The sequence below is a fragment of the Stutzerimonas sp. KH-1 genome (assembly GCF_054483855.1).
Map to the genome: position 1 here is coordinate 2,884,306 of NZ_CM137011.1, position 21,082 is coordinate 2,905,387.

The following is a 21,082-nucleotide window of genomic DNA, read 5'->3' on the forward strand; positions in this document are numbered from 1 at the left end:
GGTCGAATAATATATTGGATAGCTTAAACAAAGCTTCCTATCATTTCGTCCATAAACCCAAACAACAGCAATCGCGCCCGTCGATCGAAAAAGCGATCACAGGCGTAACGGGCCGCTTTTGGCCGGAAAAAGCGAATCGGACAGAGGTCTTCATCGTGAGCAGTACGCACGACGCCAGCGACGCGTCAGCAGAGATACCGGCGCCTGGCGCGCCCATCAGCCATACCGAGAAAGGCACCCCGCGCTTCGCGCGCACCGCCCTGGCCCTGTTCGCCGGCGGCTTCGCCACCTTCGCCCTGCTCTACTGCGTGCAGCCGATGATGCCCATGCTGTCGCAGGCATTCGGCATCAACGCAGCGCAGAGCAGCCTGATCCTTTCGCTCTCGACGCTGACCCTGGCCGTCGGCCTGCTGATCACCGGGCCGATCTCCGATGCCATCGGCCGCAAGCAGGTGCTGGTCGCCTCCCTGCTCGCTGCCGCGGTGTTCACCGTCGGTAGTGCGCTGGCGCCCAGCTGGCATGGCGTTCTGCTGATGCGCGCACTGGTCGGCCTGGCGCTCAGCGGCGTGGCTGCAGTGGCCATGACCTACCTGAGCGAGGAGATCCATCCCCACCATCTGGGCCTGGCAATGGGGCTGTACATTGGCGGCAACGCCATCGGCGGCATGAGCGGACGCTTGCTGAGCGGCGTGCTGGTGGACTACCTGTCCTGGCATAGCGTGCTGGGACTGATGGGCGGGCTGGCGCTGCTGGCGGCCCTGCTGCTCTGGCGCTTTCTGCCGGAATCGCGGCACTTCCGTCCGCGACCGCTGCGCCCGCAGGGATTGCTGCAGGGCTACCGCCTGCACTTCCGCGATGCCGGCCTGCCCTGGCTGTTCCTGCAGGGCTTTCTGCTAATGGGCAGCTTCGTCACGCTGTACAACTATATCGGCTATCGATTGATTGCCGAGCCGTTCCACCTCAGCCAGACCATGATCGGTCTGCTGGCGGTGCTCTACCTGTCGGGTATCTACAGCTCGGCTCAAGTCGGCGCACTGGCCGATCGTTTCGGCCGGCGCCGGGTGTTCTGGCTGGTGATCGCCCTGATGCTGGCAGGCGTGAGCCTGACCCTGTTCGACCGGCTGCCGCTGGTGCTGCTGGGCATGCTGCTGTTCACCTTCGGCTTCTTCGGCGCCCACTCGGTTGCCAGCAGCTGGATTGGCCGCCGCGCCCGGCAGGCGCGCGGCCAGGCCTCCTCGCTCTATCTGTTCAGTTACTACCTGGGCTCCAGCATCGCCGGCACGCTGGGTGGGGTCTTCTGGCACGCCGCCGGCTGGGATGGCGTCGGTCTGTTCATCGCCTCGCTGCTGCTAATCGCCTTCGCCGTGGCGCTGCACCTGGCGCGCCTGCGTCCGTTGCCGGAGCCGCAGACGGCACACTGAGCCCGCAATGCAGAACGCCCCGCTGATGCGGGGCGTTTCGTTTCGAGCCGTTGAAAAATCAGGCGTGGTATTGCCCGGACAGTTCGTGCACCGACTCGATGAAGGCGCCGGCATGGGCTGGATCGACTTCCGGCGTGATGCCGTGGCCCAGGTTGAACACGTGGCCATTGCCATGACCGAAGCTCGCCAGGATACGCGCGACCTCGGCGCGGATGGCGTCGGGCTTGGCATAAAGCACGCTCGGGTCCATGTTGCCCTGCAGCGCCACCTTGTCACCGACGCGGCGGCGCGCCTCGCCGATGTCGCAGGTCCAGTCCAGCCCCAGCGCTTCGGCACCGGCGTCGGCCATGGACTCCAGCCACAGCCCGCCACCCTTGGTGAACAGGATCACCGGCACGCGGCGGCCGTCATGTTCGCGGATCAGACCGTCTACGATCTTGCGCATATAGGCCAGGGAGAACTCCTGATAGGCCGCGGCCGACAGGCTGCCACCCCAGGAATCGAAGATTTGCACGGCCTGGGCGCCGGCCAGGATCTGGCCGTTGAGGTAGCTGGTAACCGACTGGGCCAGCTTGTCCAGCAAGGCGTGCATTGCCTGCGGGTTTTCGTAGAGCATCGCCTTGGATTTGCGGAAGTCCTTCGAGGAGCCGCCTTCGACCATGTAGGTCGCCAGGGTCCACGGACTTCCGGAGAAACCGATCAGCGGTACGCGGCCGTTGAGTTCGCGGCGAATGGTACGCACCGCGTCCATCACGTAGCCCAGATCCTTCTCCGGATCGGGAATCGGTAGCGCCTCGATGTCCGCCGCACTGCTCACCACCTTCTTGAAGCGCGGACCTTCGCCGGTCTCGAAGTACAGGCCGAGCCCCATGGCGTCCGGCACGGTGAGGATATCGGAGAACAGGATCGCAGCATCCAGCGGATAGCGATCCAGCGGCTGCAGAGTCACCTCGCAGGCGAGCTCCGGATTCATGCACAGGCTCATGAAGTCACCGGCCTTGGCGCGGCTGGCCCGGTATTCGGGCAGATAACGGCCGGCCTGGCGCATCATCCACACCGGGGTGACGTCGACAGGCTGCTTGAGCAGGGCACGAAGGAAGCGGTCGTTCTTCAAGGCAGTCATGGCAGGGTTCCAGCGAAAAAGTGCCGTGCATTGTCGCAAAGCGGAAAAAAAAAGGCACGGCGAGTGCCGTGCCTTTTACCTTTGGGCTTGATTCAAATCAGGCCGTTCCGAGCCCCTGTCGGCGCTCGATCAACACCGATCAGACGCCGAGGTAGTCCATGATGCCTTCGGCAGCCTGGCGCCCTTCATAGATCGCGGTCACCACCAGATCGGAGCCGCGAACCATATCGCCACCGGCGAAGATCTTCGGGTTGCTGGTCTGGTGCTTGAACTGACCCTGCTCCGGGGCGACGACGCGGCCCTGGTTGTCCAGTTGGATACCCTGGCCCTCGAACCACGGTGCCGGGCTTGGCCGGAAACCGAAGGCAATGACCACTGCATCGGCCGGCAGCACCTGCTCGGAGCCTGGGATCGGCTCGGGGCTGCGGCGGCCACGGGCATCCGGCGCGCCGAGACGGGTCTCGACCACCTTCACACCTTCCACCTTGCCTTCGCCGACGATGGCGATGGGCTGGCGATTGAAGAGGAACTTCACGCCCTCTTCCTTGGCGTTCTTCACTTCACGGCGCGAACCCGGCATGTTTGCCGCATCACGACGATAGGCACAGGTCACGCTCTTGGCGCCCTGGCGGATGGAGGTGCGGTTGCAGTCCATCGCGGTATCACCGCCACCCAGAACCACGACTTTCTTGCCTTTCATGTCGATGAAGTCCTCAGCGGACTTCTCGAAGCCGAGGTTGCGGTTGACGTTGGCGATGAGGAAATCCAGCGCGTCGTACACGCCCGGCAGATCCTCGCCAGGGAAGCCGCCCTTCATGTAGGTGTAGGTGCCCATGCCCATGAACACCGCATCGTAATCGGCCAGCAGCTGGTCGATGGTGATGTCCTTGCCCACCTCGGTGTTCAGGCGGAACTCGATGCCCATGCCGCTGAAGATCTCGCGGCGGCGGCTGAGCACGGTTTTTTCCAGCTTGAACTCGGGAATGCCGAACGTCAGCAGGCCACCAATCTCGGGGTTCTTGTCGAACACCACCGGGGTCACACCGTTGCGCACGAGAATATCCGCGCAACCGAGGCCCGCCGGGCCGGCACCGATGATGGCGACCTTCTTGCCGGTCGGCTTGACCTTGGACATGTCCGGCCGCCAGCCCATGGCGAAGGCGGTATCGGCAATGTATTTCTCCACCGAGCCGATGGTCACCGCACCGAAACCGTCATTCAGCGTGCAGGCGCCTTCGCAGAGGCGGTCCTGCGGGCAGACGCGGCCGCAGACTTCCGGCAGGGTATTGGTCTGGTGCGCCAGCTCGGCAGCGGCGAGGATGTTGCCCTCGGAGACCAGCTTGAGCCAGTTGGGAATGTAGTTGTGGACCGGGCACTTCCACTCGCAATAGGGGTTACCGCAGCCCAGGCAGCGGTGGGCCTGTTCGCAGGCCTGCTGCGGCTTGAAGGGTTCGTAGATCTCGACGAACTCCTTCTTGCGCTGGCGCAGCAGTTTCTTCTTCGGATCCTTGCGCCCGACCTCGATGAACTGGAAGTCGTTATTCAGACGTTCAGTCATTTCAAAACCTCTCAACAGCGGCCGTAGACGATACATACGGCTGCAAGACAATCAGGGTGAGCAGCGGCCCCGCGTTGGCTGGGGCCGCTGCCTGAAGCGGCTTATTGTTATTGCGGGTTGGCCCGGGTGCTCGACAGCAGCGAAGCCAGGTTGGCCGCCTTGGGCTTGACCAGCCAGAACCGACGCAGGTAGTCGTCGAGATTATCCAGCAGTTCTGCCCCCCACTCACTCGCGGTTTCCGCAACGTACTCGCGCAGCACGTCCTGCAGGTGGCTGCGATGGGCTTCCATCGCCTCGCCGGTGATGCGCTGCAGGTTGACCAGTTCGTTGTTCACGCGGTCGACGAAGCTGTTGTCCATGTCCAGCACATAGGCGAAACCACCGGTCATGCCGGAGCCGAAGTTGTGCCCGGTCTTGCCCAGCACGCAGACGAAACCGCCGGTCATGTACTCGCAGCAGTGGTCGCCGGTACCCTCGACGACCGCATGGGCACCGGAGTTGCGCACGGCGAAACGCTCGCCGGCAGTACCGGCGGCGAACAGCTTGCCGCCAGTGGCGCCGTACAGGCAGGTGTTGCCGATGATCGCCGAATCCTGCGACCGATAGCTGGCGCCCTGCGGCGGGGTGACCACCAGCTTGCCGCCGGTCATACCCTTGCCGACGTAATCGTTGGCGTCGCCCTCCAGGTACAGGTTGAGGCCGCCGGCGTTCCACACGCCGAAGCTCTGACCGGCTGTGCCCTTGAAGCGGAAGGTGATCGGCGCGCCCGCCATGCCCTGGTTGCCATGCTGACGGGCGATCTCGCCGGAGACGCGGGCACCGATGGAACGGTCGCAGTTGCAAATTTCCAGCTCGAACTCGCCACCGCTCTTGGCGTCGATGGCGCCCTTGGCCAGCTTGACCATCTCCTCGGCCAGCAGACCCTGGTCGAACGGCGGGTTCTTCTCCACCTCGCAGAACTGCGGTTTGTCGGCGGCAATGTTGCTGCCGCCTAGCAGCGGCGTCAGGTCGAGGTTGTTCTGCTTGGCGGTGTCGCCCGGCAGCACCTCGAGCAGATCAGTACGGCCGATCAGCTCGCCGAGGCTGCGCACGCCCAGCTTGGCCAGCCACTCGCGGGTTTCCTCCGCGACGAACTGGAAGAAGTTGACCACCATGTCGACGGTGCCGATGAAGTGATCCTTGCGCAGCTGCTCGTTCTGGGTGGCGACACCGGTGGCGCAGTTGTTCAGGTGGCAGATGCGCAGGTACTTGCAGCCCAGCGCGATCATCGGTGCGGTACCGAAGCCGAAACTTTCAGCGCCGAGGATCGCGGCCTTGATAACGTCAAGACCAGTCTTCAGGCCGCCATCGGTCTGCACCCGGACCTTGCCGCGCAGGTCGTTGCCGCGCAGGGTCTGGTGGGTTTCGGCCAGGCCGAGTTCCCACGGCGAGCCGGCATAGCGAATGGACGTCAGTGGCGAAGCGCCGGTGCCGCCGTCGTAGCCGGAGATGGTGATCAGGTCAGCGTAGGCCTTGGCCACGCCGGCAGCGATGGTGCCGACACCCGGCTCGGCCACCAGTTTGACCGACACCAGCGCCTGTGGGTTGACCTGCTTAAGGTCGAAGATCAGCTGCGCCAGGTCCTCGATGGAGTAGATGTCGTGGTGCGGCGGCGGCGAGATCAGCGTCACACCCGGCACGGCATAGCGCAGTCGGGCGATCAGGCCGTTGACCTTGCCACCGGGCAGCTGACCGCCTTCACCCGGCTTGGCGCCCTGGGCGACCTTGATCTGCAGCACTTCGGCGTTGACCAGGTATTCCGGGGTAACACCGAAGCGACCGGTTGCGACCTGCTTGATCTTCGAGCTGCGCTCGGTGCCGTAGCGGGCCGGGTCTTCGCCGCCCTCACCGGAGTTCGAGCGCGCGCCGATTCGGTTCATCGCCGCGGCGATGGCCTCGTGCGCTTCCGGCGACAGGGCACCGAGCGAGATGCCGGCGGAGTCGAAACGCTTGAGGATCGCTTCCAGCGGCTCGACCTCTTCCAGCGCCAGCGGTTGCTCGGCCACCTTCACCTTGAGCAGGTCACGCAGCATGGCCACGGGACGCTGATCGACCAGTGCGGTGTATTCCTTGAAGCGGCTGTAGTCACCGCTCTGCACGGCCACTTGCAGCGCGCTGACCACATCGGGGTTGTAGGCGTGGTACTCACCGCCGTAGACGAACTTCAGCAAGCCGCCCTGCTGGATCGGCTTGCGGCTGCTCCAGGCTTCGGCGGCCAGCGCCTTCTGCTCGGCCTCGAGATCCTCGAAGCGCGCCCCCTTGATACGGCTGGCGACGCCACGGAAGCTGAGCTCCACGACCTCGTCGGACAGGCCGACGGCTTCGAACAGCTGCGCACCGCGGTAGGAGGCGATGGTAGAGATGCCCATCTTAGAGATGATCTTCATCAGCCCCTTGGAGATGCCCTTGCGATAGTGCTTGAACACTTCGTAAAGGTCGCCAAGCACCTCGCCAGTGCGGATCAGGTCGCCTAGCACCTCGAAGGCAAGGAACGGGTAGACCGCAGTCGCGCCGAAGCCGATCAGCACGGCGAAGTGATGCGGATCACGGGCGGTGGCGGTTTCCACCAGAATGTTGCAGCTGCAGCGCAGGCCGGTTTCCACCAGACGGTGGTGAACCGCACCCACGGCCAGCGAAGCATGCACCGGCAACTTGCCTGGTGCGATATGACGATCGCTGAGGACCAGCAGCACCTTGCCACCACGTACGGCTTCCTCGGCCTGATCGGCAATATTGCGAATCGCCGCCTCGAGGCCGATGGTTTCGTCGTAGTTCAGGTCGATGACCAGACGTTCGAAACCCGGACGCTCCAGGTTCATGATCGTGCGCCACTTCGCTGGCGAGATCACCGGGGTAGTCAGGATCGCGCGGTTGGCGTGATCGGCGGTTTCCTCGAAGACATTGCGCTCGGCACCCAGACAGGTTTCCAGCGACATCACGATGGCTTCGCGCAGCGGGTCGATCGGCGGGTTGGTGACTTGGGCGAACTGCTGGCGGAAGTAGTCGTAGGGCGACCGTACGCGGCGCGACAGAACTGCCATGGGTGTATCGTCGCCCATCGAGCCGACCGCTTCCTGGCCCTGCTCGGCCAGCGGACGCAGCACCTGATCACGCTCCTCGAAGGTGACCTGGTACATCTTCATGTACTGCTTGAGCTGGTCAGCGTCGTAGAAGGCCGAACCGTGATCGTTGTCATCGAGGGTCGACTGGATGCGCAGCGCGTTCTGCCGCAGCCACTTCTTGTAGGGCTGCTGCGCCTTCAGGTGGTTGTCGATGTCGTCGGTGTGCAGCACCTTGCCGGTGTGGGTGTCCACCGCGAGGATCTGCCCCGGGCCGACACGGCCCTTGGCCAGGACGTCCTCGGGCTTGTAATCCCACACGCCGACTTCCGAGGCGAGGGTGATGTAGCCATTCTTGGTGGTCACCCAACGCGCCGGGCGCAGGCCGTTACGGTCGAGCAGACAGACCGCGTGGCGTCCGTCGGTCAACACCACGCCAGCCGGGCCGTCCCAGGGCTCCATGTGCATGGAGTTAAATTCGTAGAAGGCGCGCAGATCGGGGTCCATGGTCTCGACGTTCTGCCACGCCGGCGGAATGATCATGCGCAGGCCACGGAACAGATCCATTCCGCCGGTGACCAAGAGTTCGAGCATGTTGTCCATGCTCGAGGAGTCAGAGCCGGTGCGGTTGATCAACGGCGACAGGCTTTCGAGATCCGGCAGCAATTCGTTGGCGAACTTCAGACGGCGCGCCTGGGCCCAGTTGCGGTTACCGGTGATGGTGTTGATTTCACCGTTGTGCGCCAGGAAGCGGAACGGCTGAGCCAGCCGCCACTGCGGCATGGTGTTGGTGGAGAAACGCTGGTGGAACACGCAGATCGCGGTCGCGAGGCGCTCGTCACCCAGGTCCGGGTAGAACTGGGCCAGGTCGGCCGGCATCATCAGGCCTTTGTAGATGATGTCTTTGTCGGAGAGACTGCATACATAGAAGGCGCTGTCGTCAGCCAGCGCCACTTCCGCGCGGCGCCGCGCGAAGAACAGCTTGATGCCGAAATCACGCTCAGCGATACCGTCTCCGGCAACGAACACCTGCTCGATCCGCGGCAGACGCTCGAGCGCGAGTTGGCCCAGGACGCCGGTATCGACCGGCACCTCGCGCCAGCCGACCAGCGTCAGGCCCTGGGAGACGATCTCCTCGCTCAGGCGAGTTCGTGCTTGGTCAGCCTTGGCTGCGTCCTGATCGAGGAACACCATGCCGACGGCATATTGCGCGGGCAGCTCGACATTGAAGTGCTCCAGTGCCTTCGCGCGCAGAAAGGCATCTGGCTTCTGCATCAGCAGACCGCAACCGTCGCCGGTCTTGCCATCGGCATTGATGCCACCGCGGTGCGTCATACAGGTCAGGGACTGGATGGCAGTCTTTAGCAGGTGATGGCTAGCCTCGCCCTGCATGTGGGCAATCAGACCGAAGCCGCAGTTATCCTTGAACTCTTCAGGACGAAACAGACCTGCTCTCATAGGCACTCCACCAGCTAAATACGTTGTAAATCAACCCCTTATTGACGGCGCAGCAAATCACCCCGTCATTCACGTGGGCAAAAGGGGGAGCAGTTTACAAAGCCAGCTAGAGCGACACAATTTATTTTTGCAAGCCCCAAAACAGTGCATTGCGCACTTTTTTGGGGCATTTTTTACGCTATTGGCCGATTTCTTTTTGCACACTGCCAAATGTACGCACCCAAGGCTTGCCGGATCGCAGCGACGCAGGCAGTGATTTGACCGCCGCTAGCGCCGCGGCGCGACTGTTGAAACTGCCATAGGTCACGACATAGAGCGGCTTGCCGTCATGCTGCTTGACGAAATAGCGATAGCCACTTCCTTGCTGCCGGACAATTGCCTGCGCATTTTTCTCGGCACGTGTGCCGAGAATCTGGACCAGGTGGTTGCTCGCAGGCTGGCTCGCATACCAGCCACCGTGCCCCGACACGGGCGGTGAAGCCTCGGTGGTGACACTGGGCTTGGCTGCAGCAGCGCTCTGTCGCACAGCGACCGGCTCTGGCGTAGTCGCCGGTGCCGGCGCCGCGGATGCGACCGACGAAGCCTGCTCCGATATTTGCGGAGCGGGAGCGGGCGCTACGGGAGAGGTAGCGTTAACCGGCTCCGAATCATCAGAGTCGGACATCGCGACGCCACTCTCGTCTTCCCCACCCGCTGCGGCAGCGAGAGGTTCTCGAATCACAGGCTGCGCATCATTACCCAACGGCAAGGACAACGGACGCTCGCTGCCATCGAACTCGATAGCAGCCTGCCCGTCCTGCCCGGCTGGCTCCTGACCGGCATCAGCCGTGGCCGCGGTATCGAGCGGTAGCTGAGTCACCTCCGGCGCGACAGACTGCCGAACGTCCTGCCCACGCAGCAACAGGAAAGCCACCGCAACGAGCAGAACAACCGCAAGGGCGGCCAATACGTGCTTGCGCGGTAGCGCGAAGCCAATGCCGCCGGCCTTGTGGCGCCCGCGGCTGCCCTGCATCGCGGCAAGGAGTTCATCACGGGCGATCTGGTTGATCGAGCCAGGCCAGCCGCCCGATTCATCGTGGATGCGCGCGATCTGCTCTTCGCTGAGGCAATCGATGCCGCTACCCGCGCCCTCGAGCCGCAACGCCAAGTACTCGCGCGTCTCGTCTTCCTCGTATGGCTGCAAGGCAATGACATGGTAGCGCTCGTCGCCCTCGCTCAGGGCCTCGAGACGTCCGGCAAGGGCTGTTTCACCGAATAGAAAAACGTGAGGGCGGGCTTCAGGAACTCCCGCAGCAAGGCGCAGCAGCGTCTCGATCGCGGCTGCAGTGAGACGTTCCGCGTCGTCTACCAGCAGATAGACTTCCTGACCCGTGAGGGCCAGCTGGACGACCTGCGCCATCACACCCTCAAAGTCAGCCTCGCGACTGTTCAGCGCCTGCGCGATCTGCGCGATCAACGCCGTGGAATCGGTAGTGTCCTGCGGTGTGATAACGACGCTCTGGACCGCTTGCTTGTTGCTGCTGGCCACCAAGGCCTGCCGGAGCAATGTCTTGCCACTGCCTTCGGGGCCCGTCACCAACAGCAGCAGCTGACTGTAGCGCGCGAGGTGATGCAACTGCCCCAGCACTGGCTTACGCTGCGCGGGAAAGAATTTGAAACCCGGAACACGCGCCGCGAAGGGGTCATGGCTGAACCCATAGTGGTTCAGATAGGCATCGTCGGCCGACAAACTGGTCATGGAAATTTTCTTACGCTCCCATCTGTTCCGTCATTGCGCCGTAGTTGGCGTTCAAGGTCGCTTCCAGTACATCGCGAGGGAAGTCGCCAGTCACCACGGCTTCTCCCATTCCACGCAGCAGGACCAGACGCAGCTTGCCGTCCAGGACCTTCTTGTCGACCGCCATGTGCTGCAGGAAGTCGCCTGGCTGCATTTCGGCAGGGGGGGACACGGGCAGAGCCGCGCGCTGCAGCAAGCGTATAGCGCGATCACGCTCCGCCTGCTGAATCCAACCAAGCCGAGAAGACATCTCAAGGGCCATGACGGTTCCCGCAGCTACCGCCTCACCATGCAGCCAGACGCCATAACCCATGTGGGTCTCGATAGCATGGCCGAAGGTGTGGCCCAGATTGAGGATGGCCCGCACGCCGGACTCGCGCTCGTCGGCATTGACTACCCGCGCCTTCGCCGCGCACGAACGATGGATCGCTTCAGTCAAGGCGACCGGGTCGAGAGCCCGCAGCCGGTCGACATTCAATTCGAGCCAGCCGATAAACTCTTCATCGCAGATCAACCCGTACTTGATGACTTCCGCCAGCCCAGCCGACAGCTCACGGGATGGCAGAGTGGCGAGTGTCGAAGTATCGATGATCACCGCTCGAGGCTGGTAGAAGGCACCGATCATGTTCTTGCCCAGTGGGTGATTGATACCGGTTTTGCCGCCGACCGAAGAGTCCACCTGGGACAGCAGGGTTGTCGGCACCTGGATAAAATCGACCCCACGCTGATAGCTTGCCGCGGCATATCCGGCCATGTCGCCAATGACCCCACCACCTAACGCGATGATCATGGTGTTGCGGTCATGACGCGCCTCGAGCAGCGCATCGAAAATCAGCTGAAGCGTCTGCCAGTTTTTGTGCTTCTCGCCATCAGGCAGGATTATGGAGGTAACAGCGTACCCGGAGAGCGCTTGCCTGAGCTGCTCGAGATACAGCGGCGCGACCGTCTCGTTGGTAACGATGGCAACCTGGCGCCCGCGAATCTTTTCCTCGAAGAGATCGCGGCGGTCGATCAACCGCTCGCCGATGTGGATGGGATAGCTACGCTCACCGAGATCGACCTGAAGAGTCCGCATGACACCCCCGAAATAAAGGGGCTTAGGATAACGCAGATTCGTCGCGGCTTTCACCGGGCGCAAGCGAAGCGAGACGATCGAGAATTTCCATCACCACCAAACGCGGCGGCCGCTCGTCGGTCTCGATGATGACGTCCGCAATCGATCGATACAACGGATCACGAACTGCCATCAGGTTGGCAAGCACACCGCGCGGATCAGCAGCCTGCAGGAGTGGACGATTACGATCCCGGGCGGTGCGCTCGAGCTGCTGATCGACCGAAGTGCAGAGGTAGACCACACGCCCGCCAGCACGAAGCGCCTTGCGGTTGTCCTCACGCATCACGGCGCCCCCGCCGGTGGCGAGCACCACGCCGTCGAGCCGGCAAAGATCAGCTATCACCGCATGCTCGCGCTCACGGAAGCCACCCTCGCCTTCGACATCGAAGATGAGCGGAATACTGGCGCCGGTACGCTGTTCGATCTCCTTGTCGGAGTCCTTGAACGGCAGACGCAGCTCTTTGGCAAGCAAACGCCCGATGGTGCTTTTCCCAGCTCCCATCGGGCCCACGAGGATGAGGTTTTGCAACGATTACTGGCCTATGGCGACCGCTCGGTAGTTAAGGATTCTAGGTGTCAAGAAGACCAGAAGCTCGGATTTTTTATCTTCCACGATGTCCCGTCGAAAAAGACGACCAACGAACGGAACGTCACCCAAGAACGGCACCTTCTCGATACTGCTAATTTGGCTGTTGGAGAATACACCACCGATGACGATTGTTTCGCCATCAGTCACTAGAACCTTGGCATTGACCTCGTTCTTATTGATCGGCGGGACCCCGTTCAGCGCGTTTGCGAAATCAGGCGCATCCTTGGTGACCTTAACCTCCATGATAATGCGGTTGTCCGGCGTGATCTGCGGCGTTACCTCAAGCGACAGGGCTGCCTCCTTGAATGAGGTTGATGTCGCACCACTCGAGCTGGCTTCCTGGTAAGGAATCTCTGAACCCTTGAGGATCTTGGCGGTTTCTTTATCCGCAGTCACCACCTTTGGCTGGGAGACGATCTCGCCGTTACCGGTCTTTTCCATCGCCGACAGTTGAAGATCTAATATTCCATGGTCCGAGACATAGCCGATACCGATACCGGCTGTGCTGTTCAATACCCCTAGGTCGACAAACGGCACCGGAGCCAGGGCGTCTTCGAGGGTAAAGTTGCCAACCTTATCGGTGCCCGGCAGGAGATATCGACCACTATCTTCATCACGGCCGATGGCCCCATCCTTGCCGTAGAAACCCCAATTGTCGTTGGTGTAGTTCCCGCCCCAGCGAACCCCAAGCGCTTTATCGTACCCAACGTTCGCCTCCACAATACGCGCCTCAATCATCACCTGCCGCACCGGGATGTCGAGCTGAGCAACGATGCGACGCAGTTCGTCAAGCCGTTCTTGAGTTTGGTAGGCAATAATATTGTTCGTGCGGTCATCTACAGCAATGGAGCCACGGTCTTCAGCAACGCCACCACTGCTTGTTACCGATTGAAACAGGCGGGCAATGTCCGCAGCTTTAGCGTAGTTGACCTGCACGACCTCGCGACGCAACGGTGCAAGCTCGGCGATCTGGCGCTGCGACTCAAGTTCTTGGCGCTCACGTGCAGCGATCTCGTCAGCAGGCGCAACGAGCAGCACGTTACCAACCTGCCGCTTATCCAGCCCTTTCGTCTTCAGTACCAAATCAAGCGCCTGATCCCAGGGCACGTTCTGCAAGCGCAGGGTAATATTCCCGCTTACAGTATCGCTTGCCACCAAATTCAGATCAGTAAAGTCAGCGATCAGCTGCAGAACTGAACGAACATCGATATCCTGAAAGTTGAGCGACAGTTTTTCACCCGAATAGGCGAAGCGATCGGCCTTGCGCTTATCAGCCTCTTCTTCTGTAAGCGGCTTGATGCTGATTGTCAATTTATTATCGGTCTGATATGCAAGATAATCGTATCGGCCAGTAGGCTCGATAGCGATGCTTGCACCACCGGACTGGGCCGTCGAATCGACAAACTTAACTGGCGTAGCGAAATCCTGAACGTCGAGACGAACGCGCAGCGCTTCTGGCAAATCTGCCTTAGCAAAGACAACGCGGATTTTTCCCCCCTGCTCTTCGATGGTCGAGCCTACTGACGGGTCGGAAAGCGTAATCACAACGTTCCCGGCGCCGTCATCACCGCGGCGAAAATCGATATTCTCGATCGCTTTACCAACCGCCATCGGCTTGGCCGGGGCGGGCTTGACAACCGGGGCGGCGGCTGCAGCGGACACGGCGACAGGATTGGCGGCACCGGCACTTTCTCCCAGCACGACAAACAGATTGTTGCCATCTACTCGCGTAGAGTACGGCACAAGTGAAGTCAGATTGACGATCAAGCGGGTGCGCCCCTGAGCCTCGACGACGGTTACACTGCGCGCGTTACCTACGCCCAGCTCTCGATTCTTCGCACCCAAATTGTTCGAAACGCCAGGGAGGTCGAGAGCGATGCGTGCAGGTTGGTCCAAGGTATAACCACGGGGTGTGGCAACGGGCTCATCAAAGGCCAACTTCAACTCAACCCGATCACCGGGCAAAGCAGCCACATCCAAGGCGTTGAGATTGGCAGCCAGCAGCGCTGGCGAAATAAACGCCGCCAGCAACGATACGCCAAGGCGTGAAAGGGTAGTGTTCATAAATTGCTTCCGTTGTGCAGACCGGTAAAGGTTTTCCATGCTTGTGCCCCGCGCTAGGTGCGCTCTTTCAAGGTCAGACTGCGCGGGCGCTCCAGCCACCCACCCTCTCCATCCGGAACGATTTCCACTACATCCACCGCCGCTTCGCTGATCTCGACGATGCGGCCATGGTTACGGCCGAGATAGTCACCAATCCTGACGCGATGAACACCGTCCCCTCCCCGGATCAGCGCATAACGCCCCTGCCCGTTGGAAAGCGTGCCGACCATGGTGAAATTTTCGATATTGAACCCTTCGAGGAACTGTTTGACGCGCGACTCATCAGGTTGGATATCCTTGGAGCCTTTTTGCCGCTGCGCCAAATCCAGCTTGACGGGCGGTTGGAATGGATGCCGCAGCGCGGCCGCGCTGTATGTAAAAGCCTCATAGGGGATGAACGCCGGCAGCGGCTCAATCGTTCCCTTCGGCTTTGCCCGAACCTCATCCATAAACGACTGCAGGTCGCTGAAATCCGAGCCGCCACCACAGCCCCCCAACATCGCCAGGCTTAAGCCCAGCGCAACGAGTTGCGAGCCTCTCATTTCTGCAACCCCTCGTTGTACCGATAAGTCTTCGCGACGATGTTCATCTGCAGCTTTGAAGTCGAGTCATCTTTTTCTGGCTTTATTTCAAAGTCGTGCAAAGTAACGATTCGTGGCAGACTGGAAACACCACTCACGAATGTAGCCAGATCGTGGTAGCCACCAATCACCTTGATAGTGATCGGGAGTTCAATGTAAAACTGCTGCACCACTTCCGGTTGCAACTTGATCTCTTCGAACTCCAAACCACTGCCCAGACCTGTCCTGGTTATATCCTCCAACAGCCCAGGAACTTCCGTATCACTTGGTAGCTGCCTCAGCAGTGCACCGAATGAAGTTTCCATTTCCGACATCTGCTTTTTATAAGCATCTAGGTTCGCCGCCTGAAATGCCTTGCTGGAGAACTGTTGCTTCAGGGTCACTTCCTGAGCCTGCTGCTGCTCCAACTGCACCTGCATATCCTGCAAATGAAGGTAATAACCCAGAGCCAGCACCACGGCGAGCAGAATGACGCCCGTAATGAACTTCACAGGCGCGGGCCACGAACCGAGGTTGTTTAGATCGAGATCGGCGACATCGATCTTACGAAGACTCTGCAACGAATCAGCCAGACTCATGGCTTCGCTCCTTCCGTGGAGACGGCTGGCTGGGTCTGCTGTACCGTCAGCTGAAAGACGTTTTCCTGATCAACCGCACCAGCCGTTACCGCCTTGACTTCATTCAGGTTGGGTGATTCGAGCCAGTCCGACCCATCAAGATTGCGCATGAGATTGGAAACCCGATTATTCGACTCAGCAGCCCCGACAATCGCAATGTTCTTGCCGGTCATTTTTAACGAAGTGAAATAAACTCCATCTGGCAGCGTGCGCACCAGCTGGTCGAATACGCGACCAATGATCGGGCGATTTCCCTGTAGATCCTGAATGATCTTCATACGCTCCAGCAATTGCTGACGACGTTCCTTGAGTTCTTTGATCTCCTTGATTCGCGCATCCAGCACGGCAATTTCTTTTTTTATGAATTCGTTGCGCGCACTCTGTTGCTCAATCGCACCCTGAAGATAGCGATCACCAAGAAAAACAAGGCCAGCCGCAACGACCAACACACCGAAAAGAGAGGCAAGGAAACGCTGCTTGCGTTCTTCACGCAATTGTTCGCGCCAAGGCAGAAGGTTGATCTGCGCCATCAGTCGAAACTCCTTAACGCCAACCCACACGCAATCATCAGCGAGGGCGCATCACTGGCCAGCGCGCCTGCGTTGACCTTGCTACTCAAAGCCATATCGGCAAACGGATTGGCAACTAGAGTCTGGGTGCCGATCTTCTGCTGAATGAGATGATCAAGACCCGGGATGGAAGCCGTTCCACCAGCAAGCAGAATGCAATCGACATCATGAAACTGCCCAGCAGCGAAGAAGAACTGCAGCGAGCGTGAGACCTGCTGAACGACCGCTTCTTTGAACGGAAGCAAAACTTCACTGTCGTAGTCATCAGGAAGCCCTCCCTGCTTTTTAGCGAGGCCAGCCTCCTCTTGTGAAAGCCCATAACGGCGTTGAATTTCCTCGGTCAGCTGCCGCCCCCCGAACAATTGCTCACGACTGTATATGGTGCGTCCGTTATGCAGGACGCTCAGAGTCGTCATCGTTGCACCGATATCCACGACGGCGACGGTCAGTTCACCATGCGCGCTCCCCAACTGCGGCGCCAGAAGGCCATAGGAGCGCTCGAGCGCATAGGCCTCGACATCAACGACCTTCGCGGTGAGCCCGGCCAGGGCCAGTGCCGCCTCGCGCACCTCGACGTTTTCCTTGCGACAGGCAGCGAGCAGAACCTCGACCCGACCGGGCGCACGCGGCGCGGGCCCCTGGACCTCAAAGTCGATCGCCACCTCTTCCAACGGATAGGGAATATATTGGTCGGCTTCGATCTTCAGCTGATTTTCCAGCTCCTCGTCGGACAGCCCGGCGTCCATCTCGATCGTCTTGGTGATCACCGCTGAGCCGGAGACAGCTACCACGGCTGACTTGCAGCCGGTCTTAGCCTTTGCGACCACGCGTTGCAGAGCCTGACCAACGCCTTCCAGTTCAGCGATGTTCTTTTCGACCACGGCATTTGGCGGGAGCGGCTCAACCGCATAAGCCTCAACCCGGTAGCGGTTCCCCGATCGACTTAATTCGAGAAGCTTGACTGAGGTCGAACTGATATCGATCCCAAGCAGCGTGTTCGCTTTCTTAGTGAAGAGCCCTAGCACGACCGATTTCCTATCTTTATCCGCAACTTACGGATTAATTATGTTTATCCACATTAAATAACAGGCTTGACAGAAGCGCAAATGGCTACCCGGCAAAAAAAGCGCATATAATGTGAACGGTTTTCCTCTTTCAGCATCGCCACCTTCCCCCTCCCAAAATTCCCGGATTCCCAGAACCCCGATGCGTCTTTTGAAATTTCTTGCCTGGTCGTGCTTCGCAGTCTTCTGCGCACTGCTGCTGAGCATCAGCGGTGCGTTTCTCTACCTCAATCCCAACCTTCCCTCGGTTGAATCCTTGCGCAGCATACAGCTGCAGATTCCACTGCGGGTTTACAGCGCCGACGAAAAGCTGATTGCCGAGTTCGGCGAGATGCGCCGATCGCCTATCCGCTTCGAGGAAATCCCAGAGGACTTCATCCACGCCCTACTCGCTGCCGAGGACGATAATTTCGCCAATCATTATGGCGTCGACATAACCGGCCTGATGCGCGCTGCCACGCAATTATTGAAAAGCGGGCAGATCCAGACAGGCGGCAGCACCATCACCATGCAGGTCGCCAAGAACTATTTCTTAACCAGCGAACGTAGCTTTTCACGCAAAATCAACGAGATTCTGCTGGCGCTGCAGATCGAGCGCGAACTGAGCAAGAACGAGATCCTCGAGCTGTACGTCAACAAGATCTACCTAGGCAACCGCGCCTACGGCATAGAGGCCGCCTCTCAGGTCTATTACGGCAAGTCGATCTCCGAGCTAAGCGTCGCCCAGCTGGCAATGATTGCCGGCCTACCCAAAGCTCCGTCAGCCTTCAATCCATTGGTCAACCCGTCTCGCAGCAAGGAGCGACGCGACTGGATTCTCGGAAGGATGTACAAGCTTGGTTCGTTAGATGAAACGAGCTATCGGCAGGCACTGGCCGAACCTGAGACCGCTCGGTACCACGGCGCGGCCCCCGAACTCGATGCTGCCTATATAGCGGAAATGGCCCGCGCCGAGATGGTCGGACGCTATGGCAGCGCTGCCTATACCGACGGCTTCCGGGTGCATACCACAGTCTCCAGCGAAAGGCAGATAGCAGCCAACATCGCACTCGATAGCGGGCTTATCGAATATGACCAGCGACACGGCTACCGCGGCCCGGAGGCACGCCTGGGTGAGCTCCCGCGCGAGTCCTGGATGCAGGAGCTGCGCAAGTACAGGAGTCTTTCCGGGCTGCATCCGGCCGTTGTCACGCAAGTGGAGAACAGCGGCATCCTGGTTCTCACTCGCGACGGCAACGAGCATCCGGTCGCCTGGGAGAGCATGAAATGGGCGCGCCCGTTTCTCGGAACGAACAGCATGGGTCCGCGGCCACAACGCCCCGCGGACGTTGTGAAAATCGGGGATGTCGTGCGTGTTCGCTGGCAGGACGACTCGGCACTGTTCAGCCAGGTCCCGCAAGCACAAGCCGCGCTGGTGTCACTCGACCCGCGGGACGGCTCGATCGAGGCCCTGGCAGGTGGATTCTCGTTCGGACAGAGCAACTACAATCGAGCCATCCAGGCCAAACGACAGCCCGGCTCGAGCTTCAAGCCCTTCATTTACAGCGCCGCTCTGGATGCCGGCTACACCGCGGCAAGTCTCGTCAACGACTCGCCGATCGTATTCGTCGAGGAAGGGATGGATCGCATTTGGCGACCCAAGAACGACAACAACACGTTCCTCGGCCCGATTCGCATGCGCGAGGCGCTCTATAAATCCAGAAACCTGGTATCGATTCGGCTGCTGCAGACCCTCGGCGTTGGGCATACGATCGACTACATCAGCCGCTTCGGCTTCGACCCGCAAGATCTGCCACGCAACCTGTCACTTGCCTTGGGGACCGCTACCTTGACCCCGATGGAGATTGCGACCGGCTGGACCACTTTCGCCAATGGTGGTTACAAGATAGAGCCGTACCTGATCCAGCGAATCGAGGATCGCGAGGGCAAACTGCTCTTCGAGGCAAACCCGGCGCGTGTACCGCAGCACGAACCGCAGGATCATGGTGTGGAGGTCAGTGCAGCGCCGGAACACGAGCTCTCGACTGATGAGCAGACTGATGGCCAGCCTCGCTTCGCCGAGCGGGTCCTCGATGAACGCACCGCGTACATCATGACCAGCATGCTGCAGGACGTCATCAAGCGGGGTACCGGCCGGCGTGCGCTCGCCATGGGGCGCGACGACATCGCCGGCAAGACCGGCACCACCAACGACTCGATCGACAGCTGGTTCTCTGGTTACAACGCCGACATCGTCACGACCGTCTGGGCAGGCTTCGATCAGCCGCAGAGCCTGGGGCGCAATGAATACGGCGGCACAGTCGCCCTGCCGATCTGGATGACCTACATGAGCGCCGTGCTCAAGGACATGCCCGAGCATCCGCCTGCCGAACCGGACGGCTTGCTGAAATTGCGTGTCGATCCGGTCAGCGGTCGCGCCGCAGCGCCAGGCACCCCTGACGCCTATTTCGAAGTATTCAAGAGCGAGGACTCACCGCCACCGATGGGCGAGTTCGAGTCGGGCTATCAGGCTCCTGGCAGCCCTCTACCTGCTGACGAGGCGGCTCCGCTGGATCTGTTCTAAGCACAGCCCCCAGTCTACCGCAGGCACAAAAAACCCCGCCAAGGCGGGGTTTTTGTGTTCTCGCTGTCAACCGTTGAAGACGTCGTTCACCGACTTCAGCGGATAGTGCGACGGGTAAGGCAGCGTAGCCACACCACTTTCGATCGCAGCCTTGGCTACAGCGTCCGAAACCAGAGTGATCAGGCGCGGGTCCATAGGCTTCGGAATGATGTACTCGCGGCCGAACTCCAGGCTGTCCACACCATAGGCAGCGGCGACTTCGGCCGGCACCGGCAGCTTGGCCAGATCACGAAGGGCCAGCGCGGCGGCGATCTTCATCTCTTCGTTGATGCGCTTGGCGCGAACGTCCAAGGCGCCACGGAAGATGAACGGGAAGCCAAGCACGTTGTTGACCTGATTCGGATAGTCGGAACGACCGGTCGCCATGATCACGTCGGAACGCGTCGCATGCGCCAGCTCAGGACTGATTTCCGGATCAGGGTTGGAGCAAGCGAACACTACCGGGTTGGCCGCCATGCGCTTGAGACCTTCCGGGCTCAGCAGGTTGGCCCCCGACAGACCGACGAAGACGTCAGCACCATCCAGCGCGTCATCCAGGGTGCGCTTATCGGTTTCGTGGGCGAACACGGCCTTGTACTGATTGAGATCGTCGCGACCGGCATGGATCACGCCCTTGCGATCGATCATGAAGATGTTCTCGATCTTCGCACCCATGCTGACCAGCAGCTTCATGCAGGAGGTCGCTGCAGCGCCAGCACCGAGGCAGACGATCTTGGCCTGTTCCAGCGTCTTGCCGGCGATTTCCAGTGCGTTCAGCATGCCGGCCGCAGTGACGATCGCCGTGCCGTGCTGGTCGTCATGGAAGACCGGAATGTCGCACTGCTCGATCAGCGCGCGCTCGATCTCGAAACACTCCGGCGCCTTGATGTCTTCGAGGTTGATGCCACCAAAGGTGATCGAGATGCGCTTGACGGTATCAATGAAAGCCTGCGGGCTCTCGGCATCGACCTCGATGTCGAATACGTCGACACCGGCGAAGCGCTTGAACAACACACCCTTGCCTTCCATCACCGGCTTGGAAGCCAGCGGACCGAGATTACCCAGACCGAGAATAGCGGTGCCATCGGAGATAACCGCCACCAGGTTGCCCTTGCCGGTGTAGCGGTAAGCCAGCTCCGCATCGCGAGCAATCTCGCGAACTGGCTCGGCGACGCCAGGGCTATAGGCCAGGGACAGGTCACGAGCAGTGGCGGTGGGCTTGGTGAGCTCGACGCTCAACTTCCCCGGACGGGGCTGGGCATGGTATTCGAGCGCGGCAGTTTTCAGGTCAGTCATGTGGCATTTCCGCTTATTTTACTGGGACAGACAGGCGGTCGAGCATACGCCAAGAACGAGCGCGCTCACAAGCCAGCGCGCGGCGCAGGCTGTCAAGCCCAGGCCAGTACGA

General features: G+C 60.6%; 14 protein-coding genes. 2 read left to right on the forward strand and 12 right to left on the reverse strand.

The annotated features are described in order from the left end of the window. Positions 1 to 194 precede the first annotated feature (194 nt). Positions 195 to 1,421 carry an MFS transporter gene (locus tag ACX1DW_RS14010; protein ID WP_411848501.1) on the forward strand — a complete coding sequence of 409 codons (1,227 nt, stop codon included), beginning with the start codon at positions 195 to 197 and terminating at the stop codon, positions 1,419 to 1,421. A gap of 58 nt (positions 1,422 to 1,479) precedes the next feature. Here ACX1DW_RS14010 and hemE read toward each other — a convergent pair whose 3' ends face one another. From hemE to ACX1DW_RS14065, 11 genes are all read right to left on the reverse strand, one after another. Next, positions 1,480 to 2,544, reverse strand: coding sequence for a uroporphyrinogen decarboxylase (hemE, locus tag ACX1DW_RS14015; protein ID WP_014595714.1), 1,065 nt, complete (start codon positions 2,542 to 2,544; stop codon positions 1,480 to 1,482). Positions 2,545 to 2,683: 139 nt separating this feature from the next. Beyond that, on the reverse strand, positions 2,684 to 4,102 hold the full coding sequence (locus ACX1DW_RS14020) for an FAD-dependent oxidoreductase (RefSeq protein WP_063539621.1): 1,419 nt from the start codon (positions 4,100 to 4,102) through the stop codon (positions 2,684 to 2,686). A 107-nt stretch (positions 4,103 to 4,209) separates the two neighbouring features. Next, entirely contained in the window at positions 4,210 to 8,658 is a 4,449-nt protein-coding gene (gene gltB / locus ACX1DW_RS14025; RefSeq protein ID WP_458991713.1) for a glutamate synthase large subunit, read from the reverse strand. A 178-nt stretch (positions 8,659 to 8,836) separates the two neighbouring features. Continuing rightward, positions 8,837 to 10,396, reverse strand: a complete 1,560-nt coding sequence (locus ACX1DW_RS14030; RefSeq protein ID WP_200600429.1) for an AAA family ATPase — start codon at positions 10,394 to 10,396, stop codon at positions 8,837 to 8,839. A gap of 10 nt (positions 10,397 to 10,406) precedes the next feature. Next, positions 10,407 to 11,510 carry a 3-dehydroquinate synthase gene (gene aroB, locus ACX1DW_RS14035; protein ID WP_125877248.1) on the reverse strand — a complete coding sequence of 368 codons (1,104 nt, stop codon included), beginning with the start codon at positions 11,508 to 11,510 and terminating at the stop codon, positions 10,407 to 10,409. A 22-nt stretch (positions 11,511 to 11,532) separates the two neighbouring features. Continuing rightward, positions 11,533 to 12,078 carry a shikimate kinase AroK gene (gene aroK / locus ACX1DW_RS14040; protein ID WP_063539617.1) on the reverse strand — a complete coding sequence of 182 codons (546 nt, stop codon included), beginning with the start codon at positions 12,076 to 12,078 and terminating at the stop codon, positions 11,533 to 11,535. A gap of 3 nt (positions 12,079 to 12,081) precedes the next feature. Continuing rightward, positions 12,082 to 14,202: a type IV pilus secretin PilQ gene (gene pilQ / locus ACX1DW_RS14045; RefSeq protein WP_458991714.1), complete on the reverse strand. Its 2,121-nt coding sequence runs from the start codon at positions 14,200 to 14,202 to the stop codon at positions 12,082 to 12,084. 53 nt (positions 14,203 to 14,255) lie between these two features. After that, positions 14,256 to 14,783, reverse strand: coding sequence for a type 4a pilus biogenesis lipoprotein PilP (gene pilP, locus ACX1DW_RS14050; RefSeq protein ID WP_125868795.1), 528 nt, complete (start codon positions 14,781 to 14,783; stop codon positions 14,256 to 14,258). Continuing rightward, a complete protein-coding gene (pilO, locus tag ACX1DW_RS14055; RefSeq protein ID WP_458991715.1) occupies positions 14,780 to 15,400 on the reverse strand; it encodes a type 4a pilus biogenesis protein PilO in 621 nt (206 codons plus the stop codon). The genes pilP and pilO overlap by 4 nt, the downstream gene beginning before the upstream one ends. Next, entirely contained in the window at positions 15,397 to 15,969 is a 573-nt protein-coding gene (locus ACX1DW_RS14060; RefSeq protein WP_063539613.1) for a PilN domain-containing protein, read from the reverse strand. The genes pilO and ACX1DW_RS14060 overlap by 4 nt, the downstream gene beginning before the upstream one ends. Beyond that, positions 15,969 to 17,033: a pilus assembly protein PilM gene (locus ACX1DW_RS14065; RefSeq protein WP_270053161.1), complete on the reverse strand. Its 1,065-nt coding sequence runs from the start codon at positions 17,031 to 17,033 to the stop codon at positions 15,969 to 15,971. The genes ACX1DW_RS14060 and ACX1DW_RS14065 overlap by 1 nt, the downstream gene beginning before the upstream one ends. A 181-nt stretch (positions 17,034 to 17,214) precedes the next feature. On the opposite strand from ACX1DW_RS14065, the gene ACX1DW_RS14070 reads away from it, so the two are divergent. Beyond that, the gene (locus ACX1DW_RS14070; protein WP_200600433.1) at positions 17,215 to 19,635 is read left to right on the forward strand and encodes a penicillin-binding protein 1A; all 2,421 of its coding nucleotides are present in this window, start codon (positions 17,215 to 17,217) and stop codon (positions 19,633 to 19,635) included. A 66-nt stretch (positions 19,636 to 19,701) separates the two neighbouring features. Here ACX1DW_RS14070 and ACX1DW_RS14075 read toward each other — a convergent pair whose 3' ends face one another. Next, entirely contained in the window at positions 19,702 to 20,970 is a 1,269-nt protein-coding gene (locus ACX1DW_RS14075; RefSeq protein ID WP_102839582.1) for a malic enzyme-like NAD(P)-binding protein, read from the reverse strand. Between the last annotated feature and the right edge of the window lie 112 nt (positions 20,971 to 21,082).

Bases quoted from the DNA above. Each gene is read 5' to 3' on its own strand.
- hemE (WP_014595714.1), bottom strand. From the start codon at position 2,544: ATGACTGCCTTGAAGAACGACCGCTTCCTTCGTGCCCTGCTCAAGCAG.
- ACX1DW_RS14020 (WP_063539621.1), bottom strand. From the start codon at position 4,102: ATGACTGAACGTCTGAATAACGACTTCCAGTTCATCGAGGTCGGGCGC.
- gltB (WP_458991713.1), bottom strand. From the start codon at position 8,658: ATGAGAGCAGGTCTGTTTCGTCCTGAAGAGTTCAAGGATAACTGCGGC.
- ACX1DW_RS14030 (WP_200600429.1), bottom strand. From the start codon at position 10,396: ATGACCAGTTTGTCGGCCGACGATGCCTATCTGAACCACTATGGGTTC.
- aroB (WP_125877248.1), bottom strand. From the start codon at position 11,510: ATGCGGACTCTTCAGGTCGATCTCGGTGAGCGTAGCTATCCCATCCAC.
- pilQ (WP_458991714.1), bottom strand. From the start codon at position 14,202: ATGAACACTACCCTTTCACGCCTTGGCGTATCGTTGCTGGCGGCGTTT.
- pilP (WP_125868795.1), bottom strand. From the start codon at position 14,783: ATGAGAGGCTCGCAACTCGTTGCGCTGGGCTTAAGCCTGGCGATGTTG.
- pilO (WP_458991715.1), bottom strand. From the start codon at position 15,400: ATGAGTCTGGCTGATTCGTTGCAGAGTCTTCGTAAGATCGATGTCGCC.
- ACX1DW_RS14060 (WP_063539613.1), bottom strand. From the start codon at position 15,969: ATGGCGCAGATCAACCTTCTGCCTTGGCGCGAACAATTGCGTGAAGAA.
- ACX1DW_RS14070 (WP_200600433.1), top strand. From the start codon at position 17,215: ATGCGTCTTTTGAAATTTCTTGCCTGGTCGTGCTTCGCAGTCTTCTGC.
- ACX1DW_RS14075 (WP_102839582.1), bottom strand. From the start codon at position 20,970: ATGACTGACCTGAAAACTGCCGCGCTCGAATACCATGCCCAGCCCCGT.